Below are 16,686 nucleotides of genomic sequence, written 5' to 3' on the forward strand. Positions count from 1 at the left end.
GCTTAATAATTTAGCCATAAAATAACTATTTTTTAAAAGCGGTCTAGTTTTACTATCTGTGAATAAAGTTGTTTTGCTAAAATTACTATGCTAAATTAAAAACATGGAAGCGGTCACAAAAAATAAAAAGGTTAGGAGAAATATTTAAATGGATTCTAAGAAATTTACGGTTTCACAAAATGAATCTTTAACTAATTTTCTACTTTCACCAATTACCTATGAGCGCCAAACTACAGTTCCGCCACGAAAATTTCGCAGTGGGCTTCGGCCTAGCCCTTATGAGTATGAAATGAAAGGTATTGATAATGAGTATCCGGGTAGAGCTTATTTTTTAACTCATAAAGTAATTGATCAACAAGATTTAGCTAAGAATATCAAATATACTAAAGTGTATTCTGGCTTTGAGGATGACTTTATTACCTTATCGACTGAAGTTCCGGTACCGACAATCTTAAGATGTTGGGCTAAAACCTATATTGATATGGATGAAGATGCTAAAGTTCCATTCCAAATGTCAACACCTGGCGGCATGAAAATATGGGTTAATGATAAGTTGGAAGTAACTTATAAAAATTATACGCGGAATACAACTAAGGCTAAGAACTGTGAATTGTCTTTAGCAAAGGGTACTAATGAAATAATCGTTTATTTTGATGATTTAGCTGAAAGAGACGCCGACTTTATCTTTTCTCTGGTCAATTTAGGCACGAAGAAGCTCCATGGTCATATTCCAGTTAAAGATGCTGCTGCTCTTGAACATGCACAACATTTACTGGCATCTATTCATTTCTTGAAGGATTATTACGCTCAAGGTGACATAAAGTTTTTTGTAGATTCACCAGTAGATACTGCTCTAAGAATTAGGTTTAATCCACCTGCTGAAGATCCGTATAGTGATATGCAAAGCGGCAATATTACTGAATTCAAGCAGGATGAGCGCAAAGTAACAATTACGCCAGGTGCACATGAATATGTAATGGGCAACACGTATGATTTTCAATTTGCTTCTTTAACCAATGTTGAATTTGGAGTTAAGTTGCCCGATGGTTCGTGGGTTACCAGAATTATTACGTTAACAGTTTATAATACTAAAAACTATGAAAATGTGATTACTAGTAAAACGCTGGCAGAACGTAAAAGACAAGCTTTAGAATATTATGCTAGGCAAAACCTTGATGATATTAATGTTGCTATGGCAAAGATGTATCTGAATAAGCCACTTACTTATGAAAAAGGGCATAAGCTGCCTTTTGAATTAGAAAGTGCACTTAATTTAGTCAATAATCATGGGGATTGTTCCGACTTTATTTTGGCGCCTTTGTTAAGCTTTATGATTAAGTATCCGGACAAGATGCCCCCAGAAATTAAGCAGACGCTTAAGGAAACAGCACTAAAGTTCAGATACTGGATAGATGAGCCGGGCAATGACGTCATGTGGTATTTCAGTGAAAATCACGCATTCTTATTCCATATTGCACGTTATTTTGCTGGTTATCTGTATCCGAGTGAACAATTCACAGTCAGTGGTCATAAAGGTAAAGAACAATATGAACTGGGTAAAAAGCAAATTGAAGACTGGTTTGATGAGTTTTTCAAGTATGGTCTGGCTGAATGGAATTCGTTAACTTACATGCCAATTGATTTGATTGGACTGTTCAGTTTATACAATGCGGCACCGGATGAAAGTATCAGAAATATAGCGCAAAAAGGACTAGATTTTTGTTTCCAAATCATTGCGATCAACTCATTTGGTAAAAATTATGCCTCAACTTATGGTCGCGTTTATGAACACAATTTAAAAAACATCTCTCTCAGTGAAATTGCCAGTTTAGCTAAAGTCGCGTTTAATATCGGCTGTTTTAATGATGCCTTAAGAGATGCTGCCCCGTTTTCACTCTCGGATTACGTACCACAAAGTAACCTCAAAAAGTACTTTATTCCGACTAAACCATATAAATTTGAGTATCTTCAAGGGATTAATCAGGCTCATTCATATATCTATAAAACTCCCGCATACGCAATGGCTAGCGTGATTAACTACCAAGTTGGTCAGCACGGAGTGCAGCAGCACAATATGAATATTGCTTTGAAAGACATGATTACAAACGTCTGGATTACAAACCCTGGTGAGCGTAAGTACAGCGGTGATCATAAACCAAGTTACTGGGCAGGTAATAATAGAGAACCTCAAATCAATCAGTATAAAAATTACATGTTTATGACTTATAATTTAACTAGGGATGACTTACCTTTTATTCATATCTATTATCCATTTTGGGAGTTTGATGAAGAATTAGCTGGTGAAAATTGGTTAGCCTTTCGTAAAGGCAATGCTGCTTGCTTTATTCACTTTTCAAATCCGATCGTAAAAACTAAGTTTGGTCCCGAAACGGACCGTGAATTTATTAGTAACGGCACGAACCACTTTGTTTTTATTACTTGTTTTACAGTAAACGATAAACTACCCTCCAGCGCTGATTTACTTCAACGTTTTAAGGTAGACGATGTAAAAAGAGTAGTAGTAGCTGACGGGCGACACTTCAAAGTAAGACCAGAAAAATTAACTGTTGATAATGAAGAAGTGCCGACTAATACTGCCAGCTATTTAAAAATTGGTGGTTTAACAAATTAAAATTTTAGTAAGTAGCGGCGATAAATATGGAAGATGTTGTAATTGGCATTGATTTTGGAGGAACAACGATTAAGTTTGGCTTGGTTACTAGAACCGGTCACATAAAAAGGCAATGGTCTATTGCTACTCCTGCAAAAACTGCACCAGAAACCGTTATGGCAGAAATTGTTCAGGAAATAAAACGGCGAGTAAGTAGTGCAGAGCACCTTTTAGGTGTTGGTCTGGGTATTCCGGGATCGGTAAGACCCGATACTTTAGCTGTCTATGACTGCAACAATTTAGGTTGGAATAAAGATACGGATATCCTAGCACTGCTGCAAAAAGGCTTGGATATACCGCTTGTAATAGAAAATGATGCCAATGCTGCAACTATTGGCGAGAAGTGGCAAGATAGCACCAGTAAAGACAACCTCATGTACGTTACGTTAGGGACTGGCGTAGGAGCTGGAATTGTATTAAATGATCAGTTGGTTCACGGGTTTGCTGGTGCTGCTGGTGAACTAGGACATGTTATCGTTGACCCAAAGGGGTTTAAATGTACTTGTGGTAATCGCGGCTGCCTTGAAACGGTATCATCAGCCACTGGAATAGTACGTCTTTATCAAAAAGAGAGCGGACAAGATGAAGTCTCAATCACAGCAAAAGAAATTTTTGACCAGGCAAAGCAAAACTCTCCTTTGGCCTTGAACGTGGTGGATCAAGCTTGCGATTATTTAGGCTTGGCTTTAGCAAATGTCGCGAACGTTCTTAATCTGGAAGAAATTATTATTGGTGGCGGCGTAGCTGCTGCTGGTGAATTTTTAAGAGCAAGAGTTGAACGGGCTGTGGATAAGTATCTTTATTTTAGCGCTCAAAATCACATTACTATTAAATTAGCAAGTTTAGGCAATGATGCAGGGATTCTAGGCATGGCAAAATTGGTTTTACAAAAAGTAAATAAATAGTATTCACATTTTGGTTATAGCAGCTGCGCCTATAGGTCTGGGTTATGCTGATCATTTGCTTTTAAAGACGAGGTAGAGCCTGTGCTTTATCTGGTCTTTTTTAAAAAGGTGAATTAAAAATGAAAGCGAATCTACGGTTAAAAATTAGTGGCAAAAATTCACGCGCAGCTTTAATTGATAATGGTCAATTACAAGTATCTTTTGATGAGCAAGGCAAAGTAAAGCATCTACGTTATCAGGGGTTGGAGTTGCTTACCAATCTTGCGGGCGAGCCGGGTGATCCCGATAAAAGGCATAGCTTTTATTGTGACTATCATCAGGCTGGAAAAACTGTTAACTTGCAGCCGTCGGCCCTAAAAATTATTGAGAAATCTGCCGCACGAATACATATTGCATATATTGATGATACAAACGAATTAGGTATTGAATATCATATTATTATTAATAATAACGATCCCGCAATCTATTCTTATGTCAAAGCATGGAATAACGTGCACCGCAATTTTAATATTAATGAATTACGCACGGTTTACCGCTTAAATCGCTCTTTAGTTCCTGTGAGTTATAACGGCGAACGAACTGGCTTGCAACCAACTTCTGCGCACATGATGCAGGGGCAAAAATTGCAAGATGAAACTTACCTCATGCCGGATGGCTCGCTTTATGACAGCAGCATGATTTATTCAAAATATGATTATGCCGGCTATTTGGGTAAGACAGATTTGTGGGGCCAATTTGGTCAAAAATTAGGTTTTTGGCTAATTTTACCAGATAAAAGTGCTTATGGTTGCGGTCCCCTTAATCAAGATTTGTTGGTCCATTATGATGCGATAGTTCTCAATTATATGGTCAGTGAGCACTTCGGCAAGGGCGTGTTTGAAGTCCAGCCAGATTTTAATAAAATTTTTGGCCCCTGGTGCATTTATTTAAATAATGGTGACTTAGCCGATGCTAAAAAAAGAGCGGATCATGAAAAAACGGCTTGGCCTTATGATTGGGTTAAAGACCCTGATTATGCCCAAACTCTTTATCAGGTACAGGGCAAAATCTATTCAGAATATCGTCATCAAAACTGTACGGTCATTCTGACAGATACCAGGGCGGATCAGGTGCCGCTTAATCAGCAAAAGGCTGGTTTTATGTACTATACGGATACGAATGCTGCGGGTGAGTTTAATATCGCTCACATCAGACCCGGCAAATATTTCCTATATGTCTATGAAAATTATGCAGATGATTTGGCAACACATCTTTTAAAAGAGGTAATAGTTACTGATCACAATTTAAATCTGGGCTTGTTAAAGATTAAGCGGACAACAACAACTATTTGGCAAATTGGTCTGTGTACTCATACTACAGCCGGGATGAAATTCAGTGAGCAGCTGCGAAATTATAGCTGGCTTGATTTGGTTCCTGCAAACTGGGATTACGACATTGAAAAAGATGCAGAATGGTACTATTTGCAAAATGATCGTGGTCGATGGCAAATTCACTTTAGTAAAAAATCCCTGCAATTCGATGGTCGGGACTATGAATTGCAGTTATCTTTTGCCGGGACATCTCAAAAAGATATGACAAATGATAATGGCTGCACGGTAAAAATCGCTTTAAATGGTACTACAATTGCAACTAAAGTTTTCCCGAATGATCGTGCCGCTTACCGTTCAGCCATGAAAAGCGGCGGTTATCATCTATGGCAGATAAAATTACCTGCCGCCGCCGTTTTAAATAATAATGTTATTAGTATTACGACTGATGGGTACTTAATGTATGACACTATAAGTTTAGTTAAATCAATAATTGATTAGTGCTTTTTCGGTATGAGGAGGCAAATTATGAGTAAAGAAAAGAAAAACACCCAGTACCTTTCTACAGGTGGTGAAGGAGTCAAAATTCCTTTATGGCGCAAAATTGGTTTTTCGGCTTTTCAATTGTCTAATGTAATGATCACACTGGTGACTACATGGTTGATGTATTACTACACGACTTTTCTTAAAATTCCGATTGTGGTTGTTACTTTAATGTTTACGTCTGCTAAGATCATTGGCGCTGTCTTAACCCCAATTTATGGCTATATCTCTGACCGTTTGTATCAGACAAAGTTTGGGCGCAAACATGGGCGTAGAAAATCAATGTTTTTAATAGGAATTCCGTTAAAGTCTTTGACCTATATTTTTATGTGGATTCCAGGGATGTCGCAACCATTATATTTTATTTTCTTTTTGCTATATTTTCTTATTACCCCGATGCTGTCAACTTCGCAGTTAACTTTGACATCAGAAATGTCGGAAGACTCTGATCAACGGGCACAGCTAGTAGGTTTTAATCAGGCTGGAGCTGCCACTTCCGGAATATTTGCTTCTTTATTTATTGCTTGGATATTCAAGATTTGTGGTCAAAATAACGTTAATAGTTTTGTAATTGCCGCTGTAGTCTACGATATTGTAGGTACATTGATGCTCATTCTTTTTTACAATTCGGTTTATGAAAGACCGGTTGATGAGTCGACAGTGCTTGAACAAAATAAGATTAGTTTGTGGAAACGTCTGGTTAATATTTTTTGGAATTTTATTAGTGCTATCAGAATAAAATCTTATTGGACGTATTTGTTAATGTGGCAGTGTGAGGAACTGTTTCGGACTATTCGGGGAGACATTAATACGTACTTCATTATCTTTGTCTTACTGTTAAGCCCCACAGAAGTTGCTGTTTCTACGAGTGTAGGCTACTTTTTTGGCATTATCTTTCTCGTGTTCTTCATGTGGCTGCAGGCCAAAACAAATGGTATGTTTTCATACCGTGTGGGTGCCTGGGGCGCAATCGTTGTCTTTATTGGTATTTTCATGTTGGCCGTTTTAAAACCGGCACATTTAAATATGTGGTGGATTATTGCCATGGTAGCGTTAAATTTTGGGATTACTGGTGTGGTCAATTCTTCGCAATATATCTTTACTTTTTTGCCCGATGTAGATGAAATTGTCACTGCCAAAAGGCGAGAAGGAGAATATGCCGGTGTGAACACTACCATTGATACTATTCTTGATTCACTTTTTACCTTAATTATCGGCATTATTTTACAAATGACCGGCTTTAAGGCCGGTACCAAAGTACAAGCGCCAACCACGGTCAATGCACTGCTTATTTTATATTGCATTGTCCCGATTGTTCTGCTGCTTTTGGGCATAGCCTTTTCTTATATATGTAAATTGAATGTGGAAAATCATAAGATTATTCTGCAGGAGATTAAACGGCTTAGAAATGGCGGCGCCAAAAAGGACGTCACTCCTAATACTAAGGCGGTTGTCGAGAATCTAACCGGAATGCCGTATGAAAGATGTTGGGGAAATAACAAAGTTATGGACATTACGCGAAGTATTAAAAAGTAGTGGTGAAAATGAAAGACATTGTACTTGATTTTGAGAAGAAAAGTTTTACTGCTATTCCGGAATATTATTGTTGTGAATACCCTAAACCCGCTGCAGGATGGCACGAGCAGGTTTATTATCCCAGATCTATTCAAATTACTAATAATTATCCCGTAAAGACTGATTTAGAGGGCTTGAAAATGACCAATAAATCGTGGGATGAAATTGGCGCAGCGCTAAACGATGATGTCAAAACCTGCCCGCATTACACTTACGCTGAAACAGTACATTTGGTGCTTAAAGTTGCTAATGCCAACTATCAGCTTTTCTTAACTGTGGCAAATTACGAAGAAGTTGATCAGAAAGTAGATATTGTTATCAATAAAATTAACGAAAAAACCATATTAGTTCCAGCTGCAGGGCTGGTAAGGGTGAAGTTGGAAATTGCATTGTCACAGACCACTTTTGATTTATCCTTGATTACTCATAATCGCCCTGATAATGCGCAAAAAGCGCATCCAGCAACAGTTTATTTGAATTACTTAAAGCTAGAGCAACAGGCGTTAAAGCCAACAAGCACCAAAATAGGTATTTATATTGCCTCTGACTCTACTGCGCAAACGTATTCTTTAACAGAATATCCGCAATCAGGCTGGGGAGCAGAACTGTATCACCAATTAAAGGGAAAGACGGTAAAAATAAAGCCGTCATCTTTTTATCCGCAAGCGACAATTTATGAATGGGAAAATGCTTTTGTCGATAATCGCTCAATGGGAGCAAGGTCCTCCAAGTCATTTATCTTAGAGGCAAGACTTGAGGCAATTTTAAAAGATATTGCCCCGGGGAATTATTTACTAATTCAATTCGGTGATAACGATGCCACGTCGTATCGTCCTAACCGCTATGTTGCGCCGAAAAAATTCGCTGAATATTTGGAGCAATACATAGATAGTGCATTGGCAAGAAAAGCAATTCCAATTTTAGTCTCCCCGCCAGCGCAATTTAAATATAATAACCAAACAAAGCGTTTTAGTATCTGCTTTGATAATTACCGCAAAGTTATGTTGCAAGTTAGTCACCAAAAAAATATTCCGCTGATTGATTTGGGCAAAGAGTCAACCGCGTTATTGAATTATTTAGGCTGGGATGCAGCACACATGCTTTATTTACAAACAAGTAAAGCAGATTATCCCAACCTTAGTGAAGATAAGCATGATATAACTCATTTTTGTTCTTTTGGTGCTTTCGCCTTGGCTAAAATTATTGCTCAGCATTTAAGCAGTATTATCGGTGCAGAATACTTTGAGTTAAAAGAGTTTAAGCAAGATTTAAGACCAATTATTGACCAGCGCATTGGTATGATTCATTTATCCTGGCCAGAAGTTAAGGGTGCAGAATTTTATGTCATAAAAGAATGCGGCCAAGAAAGGCATTATCTTGCTACTACGTTTAAAACTAGTATTTACGTCAAAGATAACAGACAAAAGCAACTGGCAATAATTCCCTACCATGGCAACCAACCATTGGCAAAAGAGTTAATAATTGAAGTCTAGAAAGGTTAAAAAAGTTATTGATTAATTATGCATACTGAGCAGGAATTGGGGTCAGATTACAAAGTTTTTTCCCAAAAAACAATTATCGTTACCCTGATTGTCATTTTAATATTATTTGTTATTGGTACTGTTTGGGATCAACCACTTTCTCAGTTACTGGGAAACCAGAATGAATGGTGGGCAGCTATTATCCAAGATATGGGTGCTTTTCCCAATGTAGTGCTGTGTTTTTTAGGAGCAGAAGTCATTTTCCAAAAAGGGACCAGGCTGCAAAATCGTCTGTTGAAATATATGACGCTGCTTTTTAGTTTTATGTTTGGTTTAACCAAAACCTGGGATTTTTTTATCGAAGCCAGAAGTCAAATGGGACAAGCATTTGCTAATGCTGCTAAAAACTTGCCGGTAGGTGCTGGCAATGACTATTCATTTATAGTTACTAATAAAGAGCTCTATTTTGTTGTGCTATATATCATTGCTTTTTATCTCATTCATAAAGCCGTGCAGCTGGCTTGGCTCCAAAAAGTCAGTGACCGTGATCTTGCAAGACTAGTAATCGTTGGATTAGCTGGAATTGTAATCGATACGGCAACAGGAGAAATACTTAATCAAATTAAAAATATTGTCAGCAGACCGCGTCCATTTATGAATTTGACTAAAAACGAACCGTTTAAATCATGGTTTATGGTCAACGGCATGTTAGGTTCTGATGATTTTGCATCTTTTCCATCGGGTCATACCAGGTGCTTTAGTATGGCACTTTATTTTTCGCTGTTTGTTAATACCAATAACGCAAAATGGGAAAAAATTTGGAAATATATTGGTTTTACCTATTTAATTATCGGTGGTTTTTCCAGAATGGTCATGGAAAAACATTATCTTTCTGATGTAGCAATGGCTGCCTTTATTGGTTTTTTAGGCATTACTGTTTTGGTAAAACTACTCCATTTAGAAGAAAATAAATTTGATTTTTAAACTGATGAGGGAGAAAAGATGTTGGAAGCTAGTTCGAAGATTGATGATAACGCGATTGTAGGCAAAGTTGAGCCAAGAGTGTTTGGTACTTTGATAGAACAGCTTGGTAGAGGTGTCTACGGCGGACTTTATGATCCAGATTCAGAATATGCTGATGAAGAAGGCTTTAGGACAGATGTTATAGAGCTGGTAAAAGAACTGGGGATAACGACTGTTAGGTGGCCGGGAGGAAATTTTGTTTCTGGCTATAAGTGGGAAGATGGCGTAGGACCAAAGGATAAGCGCCCACGACGACTAGATTTAGCTTGGCATTCTACAGAAACTAATCAATTTGGCTTGCATGAAATGGAAAGATGGCTACAAAAGGCAGGCAATTTAGAACTTATGGCCGCGTTAAATATGGGTACGCGCGGTTTACAAAGTGCACTCGACTTTTTAGAGTATGCCAATATTCCCAGCGGTACTGCTTTAGCAGACCAGAGAATAAAAAATGGTGCCCAAAAGCCCTTTAATATTCGTTTATTTTGTTTAGGAAATGAGATGGACGGTAAGTGGCAGCTCGGTCATTTGGATCAAGTTGAATATGCCAAAAAAGTGGCAAGAGTGGCTGCAGGTATGAGACAAATGGACCCTCATTTGGAACTTATCGGTTGTGGTTCTTCTAATCACGGGATGGCAACCTTTGGTGAATGGGAAGAAACTTTATTGCAATATGCTTATGATGAGATTGATTTTGTTTCCTGTCATGCCTATTACCACGCTGATCCCGGTAAATTAGCTACTTTTTTGGGTTCAGCTGTTGATATGGATCGTTTTATTGATGAGGTCGTTTCTTGTATTGACGCCAGCAAAGCTAAGTTAAGGTCGAATCATCAAGTTAATATTTCTTTTGATGAATGGAATGTATGGTATCAAGGATCAGAGCCAAGCAAAGTTCCAGAAGGTCTAAATAATTGGCCGGTTGCACCACATTTACTGGAAGATATTTATACAGTAACTGATGCAGTTGTAGTAGGAGATTTTTTAATCACTTTGTTGAAACATGCTGATTGGGTAAAAGCCGCATCCATTGCCCAACTGGTTAATGTGATTGGACCCATTATGGCGCCAGCTCATGCTCCTGCTTACCACCAAACCACCTTCTATCCGTTTTCTGAAACAGCTTCTTTGACCAAAAACGGACGGGTGCTAACAGAAGTGTCTACTTTTCCTAAACTCGAGAATGAAAAATATGGCACGATAGACGTCATTGACTCAGTGAGTGTCTATTGCGCGAATAATTCCTTAGCTATCTTTATCGTCAATCGCTCAACAGATGAAGATATTAATTATAAAATAGCTTTACCGGCTGATCATAAATATTCGGAGATTGTTAAGGCGCAAACACTGCATGATGACAATTTTTACGCGCAAAATACTGCTGAAAATAATAGTCGCGTCATTTTGAATGATAATGATAGTATTAAGCTAGATTTGCAACAAAAAAAGTTGGAAATTAATTTACCTAGAAATTCATGGACAGTTATCAATATTAAATGATTTAATTTTAACTATCTAGATAGTAAAGGAGGTAGTTTAAATGAAAACCTTAGTACAGAAATATGACAGAATGAATGGCAAGGACCTTTGTGAAATAACTTTGATTAATGAGCACGATGTTAGAGCTACAGTTCTTAATTATGGTGCCACTTTAGAAAAGTTGGAAATTCCTACAGGCAATAATAAATGGGAAAACATTATTATGTCTCTTGCAACTCCCAAAGATTACGCTACAGAGAGAAATTTCTTAGGTGGGACAGTTGGCAGAGTTGCAGGTCGCATTAAGGATGGTAAATGGCAACACGGAAACCAAATTACCCAATTTAAATTAAATGACGGACAGAATTCACTTCATGGTGGTGGAGAAGTAGGTTTTGATAACAAACCATGGGATTTTAAAGTAACTAGTGATAAAGATACGGCTAGTGTACAGTTAATTCTATTTGATCCTGATGGAGAAAATAATTATCCGGGAAACATGAAGATTATTGCTACTTACCAGTTAGATAATGATAATAATCTGAATTATAATATCACTGCTTTTACGGATAAAACGACTTTGTTTAACCCTACCAACCACACATTTTTCAGGTTGGATGGTCCACAGAGTAATGTTGAAGATTTAAATTTACAGCTTAACGCTGATTATTATGTACCAGTTGATGATGCAACTATGCCTATTACGGGAATGGCAAAGGTAGCTGACACTGTGTTTGATTTCCGCAAGCCTAAGAGATTAGGTGCTATCATAAATTCTACAGCAGAACCACAAATTAAAAATCGTAATGGGTTAGATCATCCCTTCATTCTTAATGGTTATAAGCCAGCAGCTGTCTTGTCTTCTACCAAAACGAACAGGAAGTTAATCATGTCTACGGATGCACAAGCGGTGGTCGTTTTTAGCGCGAATACTTTTAACCATCAGGGTGCCGCTAAAAATATCGGCAGGCATGATGGTATAACGTTGGAGGCACAAACCGCTCCTGAAAGTGGCTATAGCTTATCTTCCTTTACATTAGTTCCCGGCGAGAGATTTTCCAGAACTATTAATTGGCAAGTAGTTTACTAAGTAAAAAAAACAAGTTCAATTCTGAACTTGTTTTTTATTCTGCTGGCTGTTTTCTTTTAAACCATTTGATTGCAGCAACTGTTATGGTGATTAACACACCAATAATTACCAGCAAGAAATTAGACTTTTTGTTTTCCCCTGTTTGTGCTAATTGCTTAGCATGATTTTTGGTGCCGTGTATATTTTGCTTTTTAGTAATAATGTGCCTATTTACATTAAATTGATGACTTTTTTGATTGGTGTTGGTTTGTTTAGCGGCCGCTAAATGCAGTTTGGCGGCTGCTTTTTGGTGTTGGGTTTTTATAAAAGAGTGCTTTTAAACGCGCTCTGGTGATAGTGTAATAAAAATTATTATGCTATACATGTAATTAAGCTGATAAAAATATGATAAGATTATTATTAATAACTTTTTACAGTCACTGGTTAATTTCATAAAGTCAGGCGGTGCTTTTTATGAAAAGAACATATTTTAAAGCTAATTTTAATATTGCACGGAAATCCAGGAAAAACATATTGCTAATGGTGGCACTAGTTTTATTTATGGTTCTCTTTGTCCTAGTGGTTGAAACTCAAAATCTGGGAGATAATTACCGACAGTGGCAGTCATACCATGATTCACTTGAGATTAATATTAGCTATTTTGATAGTAATTCATTACATAAAAAAGAATATAAAGAGACATATTACAATCTAAATAATCAAGAAGCCTGTATTGCCGGTTTACAAAATGGAGAGGTTTTTAGTGCGCCGCAAACCTATTTAGAGAATTCAATCGACTTATTTCAAACCATGCTAAAGGGTTACCGTAATAATTATTTGGGAGCCAGCACTTTAAATGTGCCACCAAAGTATCAATTACATCAAAGGCTGGTGACTTACAAATACCTTTACCGCCACCACATACCAGCAGCGATGAATTCTAAGTCATCTGTAACATATTTGATTTATATTTTAAATTTTGTAGCTGTTTTTATTTTCTTTTATGTTTTGCTGATATCTAGTGATGTATGGATGATCAAACTAGACCATGATACGATTTTACGCAATATTCCGTATCGTGTAGAAGACGAAGTGAAAGGCAAAATCCTGATTAATCTGGTTTTAGTCTTGATTCCCGTACTTATCGGCTTAATTGGGGCATATCTTTTCGCGGGTTTTCGCAACGGTTTTAGGAGTTTAAATTACCCGAATGTTTTTTATTTCAATAAAATTAGAGCAATCCCTGTATGGCTGGATTGTGTCTACTTTTTACTTTATACGGCAGTATTAGTCATTTTTGTTACCAGTTTAACGTTATTTTTAAATCAATTAACCAAGAACGTATACTTAAGCATATTTATTGGGATTGCGCTATATGTTTTATCCTATGCGTCTAATCAGCTCTCTAAGTTTATTGTCTGGCTGCCATCCGAGTACCTTAATGTTAACAATGTTCTTAATGGTACTGTAGCAAGCAAAACGGGCTTTGCCGGTTTAAATTTGGTAACGGGAGCTGTTATTTTATTAATCTGGTCTTTGATATCAGTTGCAGGGTTTAGATATTTAATCAATAAGGGAGGAACACTGAGATGAAATGGCGTTATTTTCTTTTTCAATTAAAGTCGTTCCTAGTTAATCCTAAAAATGTCGGTTTATTTATTATCACTATAGTTTTGTCGCTTTATTTCGGCTTGGTTTCCGTGCCTAACCATACGGTAATTGAGCAAGTCAATCCTCGGCCAATTCGAAAAGAATATATTGACAATAAAGCTTTTCTTAAAGTAGCACGCGGAGAGGTCGCACTTGCGCACAAGCCGGGATATCATTATTTTCCTAGTAAACGAGCAAATGATGCTGTATACACTTATCCAAAAGTTTTAGCATACGACCGCAAATTGCTAGGTGCTTTAAAGAAAAATGATATGAACGCCTATGCCCGCTACGCTAGTATGCACTACAAGTATGTAGACGATTTAATTTTTGAAAAAAGTAATCGGGCTTTTTTATACCCAGCTGCATATAATAAAAATGAAAGTTATATATTGGAGGGACATTATGGCTATCAACGGACCCTTCACTTGTATAACGCACTTTTAGAGAGTAATAAATATAAAAAAACACCATTAAATAAAAATATTCTGGAAGAACGAACCGCTTTACAAGTAATTCAAAATTCTCTTTCGGGATGGACGGTATTATTACTAGTGGTGATGGTATGTTTCTTTACTGCTGATATTGTGACTAATGACCGCAAATATTACACTGTTTTAGAAAATATTCCTTTAACTAAGCGCACGATTTTATGGCTGAAGACCGGAGCCGTTGAGGTAGGAGTTTTGCTAAATTTCGTTGTAGCAGGCATAATTGCTCTTTTCTGCATTGCCCCCAAGTATGGCTTAGGCTCACTAAAGTTGAATACGGTTGATTATTTAGGACAAATAAACTTTAAATCTACTTTCAGAACAGAAACATTGGGTATGTATTATTTGCAGTTTATGATATTTGCCGTCATTATCACTTTTATTTTTATAAGGCTTACAATTTTGTTATCGATAGTTTTACGTAATGAATATGTTGCTGGAATACTTAGTAGTTTGTTTGCCATTAGTGCGAAAATGCTTTACTTTTCGCTAGGAATGGGTTTTGTTTATCCAGTTTTAGAAAAGCTGCCTATGACGTATTTCTCTATTGGCGATAGTACAACGGGGAATCTGGCATATTTAATGGATGTACCTGGCTGGGGTTTTACTGCGGGCATCAAACCGCTGCTTTACCTGGCACTTACAATTGAAATATTATTATTTTTGTTCACTCAAATTAGAAGTATACCTTTAGTTAGGCGTGGTGATTAAAATGCTAAATTTAAAAGATGTTACATTAGCTTTTGGCAAAAATGTTGTTTTAGATGATATAAACTTGCAATTCAAACAGGGAGAAATAGTGGGTTTGGTTGCACCTAACGGAACGGGTAAATCAACTTTAATTAATGTCATTTTGCACAATTTGACCCCGCAAAAAGGCTTCATTGAGTATGAAGGTACGCGTTATCAGACTCAAAAAGATACGATTAAATTGCACCAAGAAATTTGTTCCTTTCCTGAGCAAAACGACCTTTTTCCTTTCATGACGGGAAGGGACCATCTTAACTTGTACGCCGATCTTTGGCATAATTCTGAAAAGCCCGTTGAGCAAATAATTACTGACTTGCAAATGGCAGACTATGTTGGCCACAAGGTTGAGACTTATTCATTAGGAATGAAGCAGCGGCTTTGTTTTGCGATGGTAGTAGCGGCTAACTCTCCTGTAATGCTTTTAGATGAAGTAATGAATGGGCTTGATCCTCAGAATGTAGCTTTAATTTCGCACATGCTTCTTGATCTAAAGGGTGAGAATAAGTTGATCATTATGGCTTCACACCTTTTGTCCAACTTACAGGAGTATGCAGACAGGGTTTTGTTTATGGGTCACGGTCAAATAATTGAAGATTTAGATAATAAAGAACAACATAATCGTTATTTGAAAATGCAGTCCAGTCCTAAAGCAGTAAAAATACTTTCCGGATATGATTTCGAAACTTTGCCCAATAACTTGATCTTGTTGCCTTTAGCAAAAATTGGGCAGGAAAAGCTAACGCAAATTTTAACGGAGTTAGTTGACGCTGATATTCAATATTCAGTTGAAAGAATTGATATCGAGGACTTATTTAACAAGTTCTATAATTAAAATTATTTAACCTGGTTTAATATCTTTAAAAAATAAGTAGCCGTAGTCTGCATATTCATACTAGTTAAAAAGTGAATAATCGAAATAGCAGCCGTATCATTGGCGGTATTGTGAAATGTCAAAATGGCGTTTAGGAAATTGCGGCCAACGACTAGCAGCATTTCATTATCTGGCAAGTCAATCTGATTTATTCGTGTAAGTAGTTGGTCTGCAAGTTTAAATTGATTTCTGGTAATTAAGCCAATGACTGCTTCAAAAAGTGCTGCTATACCGAAATGAAAGGTGTTTTCTCCCGCTTTTTTAATAAAGGAAATATTGCTGCTGATTTGAGCAGCGGTCTGATAGATAATTCTGGGACTAATAATAGGAATGATGTTGGCAAAGAGTGAGAGAAATTCATGCCCCCAAACCGTTACTTTGTTTAATTGGCAGTTTAACTCATTTTGTTGGGCAATAGGAAAAATATTGTGCTGAGAACTTTTATAATACAAACTGCAGGCAATTGCTGCATAGTCCAAGTCAAAAGGATCTTGACTTAATTGATATTTGTTTAAAGCCGCTTGAGCCAGTTTTTCCAAATAGTCTTTGTCGTGGTTACTCCAAGACTCTTCTAAAATTTGGGCAATATGATCCTGTGGGTCGAGTTTAGCAAGTGCAATATATTTAGTTGCTGATAAATTAAGCTTTTCACACAGTTTGAGAACGCGGTTAAAATCCATGTGTCCTTGATTATTTTCCCAGCGGGAAAGCATTTGAATGGAACAAATGCCTGCGGCAGCTTCTTTAAGGGTAATATGCTGCATTTTTCTTAACTGTTTAAATTCATTCCCTGATTGCATGATGTTTTTGTCCTTTTAAAGATATTATGGCACTTTTTTCTCATATATGAGAAGTAAAAAAATCTCAAAAA

The 16,686-nt window shown here is 37.1% G+C and carries 13 protein-coding genes; 11 read left to right on the top strand and 2 right to left on the bottom strand.

Annotated elements, in window-relative coordinates; all coding sequences use genetic code 11:
• The first annotated feature begins 148 nt into the window (after positions 1-148).
• The 8 genes from JF73_RS00165 to JF73_RS00200 all read left to right on the top strand — a co-directional run bounded on the left by JF73_RS00165 (position 149) and on the right by JF73_RS00200 (position 12,074).
• Complete coding sequence (locus JF73_RS00165; protein ID WP_046326492.1) at positions 149-2,632, top strand: hypothetical protein; 2,484 nt, start codon at positions 149-151, stop codon at positions 2,630-2,632.
• Positions 2,633-2,658: 26 nt separating this feature from the next.
• A complete protein-coding gene (locus tag JF73_RS00170; protein ID WP_046326493.1) occupies positions 2,659-3,576 on the top strand; it encodes an ROK family protein in 918 nt (305 codons plus the stop codon).
• Positions 3,577-3,695: 119 nt separating this feature from the next.
• Positions 3,696-5,384 carry a polysaccharide lyase family protein gene (locus JF73_RS00175; RefSeq protein WP_046326494.1) on the top strand — a complete coding sequence of 563 codons (1,689 nt, stop codon included), beginning with the start codon at positions 3,696-3,698 and terminating at the stop codon, positions 5,382-5,384.
• Between the two features lie 27 nt (positions 5,385-5,411).
• Positions 5,412-6,962, top strand: coding sequence for an MFS transporter (locus JF73_RS00180; RefSeq protein ID WP_046326495.1), 1,551 nt, complete (start codon positions 5,412-5,414; stop codon positions 6,960-6,962).
• A gap of 8 nt (positions 6,963-6,970) precedes the next feature.
• Positions 6,971-8,494, top strand: coding sequence for an SGNH/GDSL hydrolase family protein (locus tag JF73_RS09275; protein ID WP_052727742.1), 1,524 nt, complete (start codon positions 6,971-6,973; stop codon positions 8,492-8,494).
• 27 nt (positions 8,495-8,521) lie between these two features.
• A complete protein-coding gene (locus JF73_RS00190; protein WP_046326496.1) occupies positions 8,522-9,466 on the top strand; it encodes a phosphatase PAP2 family protein in 945 nt (314 codons plus the stop codon).
• An 18-nt stretch (positions 9,467-9,484) separates the two neighbouring features.
• The gene (locus tag JF73_RS00195; RefSeq protein WP_046326497.1) at positions 9,485-11,005 is read left to right on the top strand and encodes an alpha-N-arabinofuranosidase; all 1,521 of its coding nucleotides are present in this window, start codon (positions 9,485-9,487) and stop codon (positions 11,003-11,005) included.
• Between the two features lie 40 nt (positions 11,006-11,045).
• Positions 11,046-12,074 carry an aldose epimerase family protein gene (locus JF73_RS00200; RefSeq protein WP_046326498.1) on the top strand — a complete coding sequence of 343 codons (1,029 nt, stop codon included), beginning with the start codon at positions 11,046-11,048 and terminating at the stop codon, positions 12,072-12,074.
• 34 nt (positions 12,075-12,108) lie between these two features.
• Here JF73_RS00200 and JF73_RS09930 read toward each other — a convergent pair whose 3' ends face one another.
• Positions 12,109-12,378 (bottom strand): LPXTG cell wall anchor domain-containing protein, encoded by a 270-nt coding sequence (locus JF73_RS09930; protein ID WP_084608666.1) that lies wholly within the window; start codon positions 12,376-12,378, stop codon positions 12,109-12,111.
• Between the two features lie 149 nt (positions 12,379-12,527).
• Here JF73_RS09930 and JF73_RS00205 point away from each other — a divergent pair, with 149 nt between their 5' ends.
• From JF73_RS00205 to JF73_RS00215, 3 genes are read left to right on the top strand one after another with little or no spacing between them, the layout of a single operon-like run.
• On the top strand, positions 12,528-13,646 hold the full coding sequence (locus JF73_RS00205) for an ABC transporter permease (protein ID WP_046326499.1): 1,119 nt from the start codon (positions 12,528-12,530) through the stop codon (positions 13,644-13,646).
• On the top strand, positions 13,643-14,905 hold the full coding sequence (locus tag JF73_RS00210; protein ID WP_046326500.1) for a TerC family integral membrane protein: 1,263 nt from the start codon (positions 13,643-13,645) through the stop codon (positions 14,903-14,905). The genes JF73_RS00205 and JF73_RS00210 overlap by 4 nt, the downstream gene beginning before the upstream one ends.
• Before the next feature lies 1 nt (position 14,906).
• The gene (locus JF73_RS00215) at positions 14,907-15,776 is read left to right on the top strand and encodes an ABC transporter ATP-binding protein (RefSeq protein ID WP_046326501.1); all 870 of its coding nucleotides are present in this window, start codon (positions 14,907-14,909) and stop codon (positions 15,774-15,776) included.
• Between the two features lie 2 nt (positions 15,777-15,778).
• Here JF73_RS00215 and JF73_RS00220 read toward each other — a convergent pair whose 3' ends face one another.
• Entirely contained in the window at positions 15,779-16,615 is an 837-nt protein-coding gene (locus JF73_RS00220) for a helix-turn-helix domain-containing protein (protein WP_046326502.1), read from the bottom strand.
• Between the last annotated feature and the right edge of the window lie 71 nt (positions 16,616-16,686).

This window comes from Lactobacillus helsingborgensis (genome assembly GCF_000970855.1).
Lineage (GTDB): Bacteria > Bacillota > Bacilli > Lactobacillales > Lactobacillaceae > Lactobacillus > Lactobacillus helsingborgensis.

Excerpts from the sequence above, each read along its gene's own strand:
- JF73_RS00165 (WP_046326492.1), top strand. The coding sequence starts at position 149 with ATGGATTCTAAGAAATTTACGGTTTCACAAAATGAATCTTTAACTAAT.
- JF73_RS00170 (WP_046326493.1), top strand. The coding sequence starts at position 2,659 with ATGGAAGATGTTGTAATTGGCATTGATTTTGGAGGAACAACGATTAAG.
- JF73_RS00175 (WP_046326494.1), top strand. The coding sequence starts at position 3,696 with ATGAAAGCGAATCTACGGTTAAAAATTAGTGGCAAAAATTCACGCGCA.
- JF73_RS00180 (WP_046326495.1), top strand. The coding sequence starts at position 5,412 with ATGAGTAAAGAAAAGAAAAACACCCAGTACCTTTCTACAGGTGGTGAA.
- JF73_RS09275 (WP_052727742.1), top strand. The coding sequence starts at position 6,971 with ATGAAAGACATTGTACTTGATTTTGAGAAGAAAAGTTTTACTGCTATT.
- JF73_RS00190 (WP_046326496.1), top strand. The coding sequence starts at position 8,522 with ATGCATACTGAGCAGGAATTGGGGTCAGATTACAAAGTTTTTTCCCAA.
- JF73_RS00195 (WP_046326497.1), top strand. The coding sequence starts at position 9,485 with ATGTTGGAAGCTAGTTCGAAGATTGATGATAACGCGATTGTAGGCAAA.
- JF73_RS00200 (WP_046326498.1), top strand. The coding sequence starts at position 11,046 with ATGAAAACCTTAGTACAGAAATATGACAGAATGAATGGCAAGGACCTT.
- JF73_RS00205 (WP_046326499.1), top strand. The coding sequence starts at position 12,528 with ATGAAAAGAACATATTTTAAAGCTAATTTTAATATTGCACGGAAATCC.
- JF73_RS00210 (WP_046326500.1), top strand. The coding sequence starts at position 13,643 with ATGAAATGGCGTTATTTTCTTTTTCAATTAAAGTCGTTCCTAGTTAAT.
- JF73_RS00215 (WP_046326501.1), top strand. The coding sequence starts at position 14,907 with ATGCTAAATTTAAAAGATGTTACATTAGCTTTTGGCAAAAATGTTGTT.
- JF73_RS00220 (WP_046326502.1), bottom strand. The coding sequence starts at position 16,615 with ATGCAATCAGGGAATGAATTTAAACAGTTAAGAAAAATGCAGCATATT.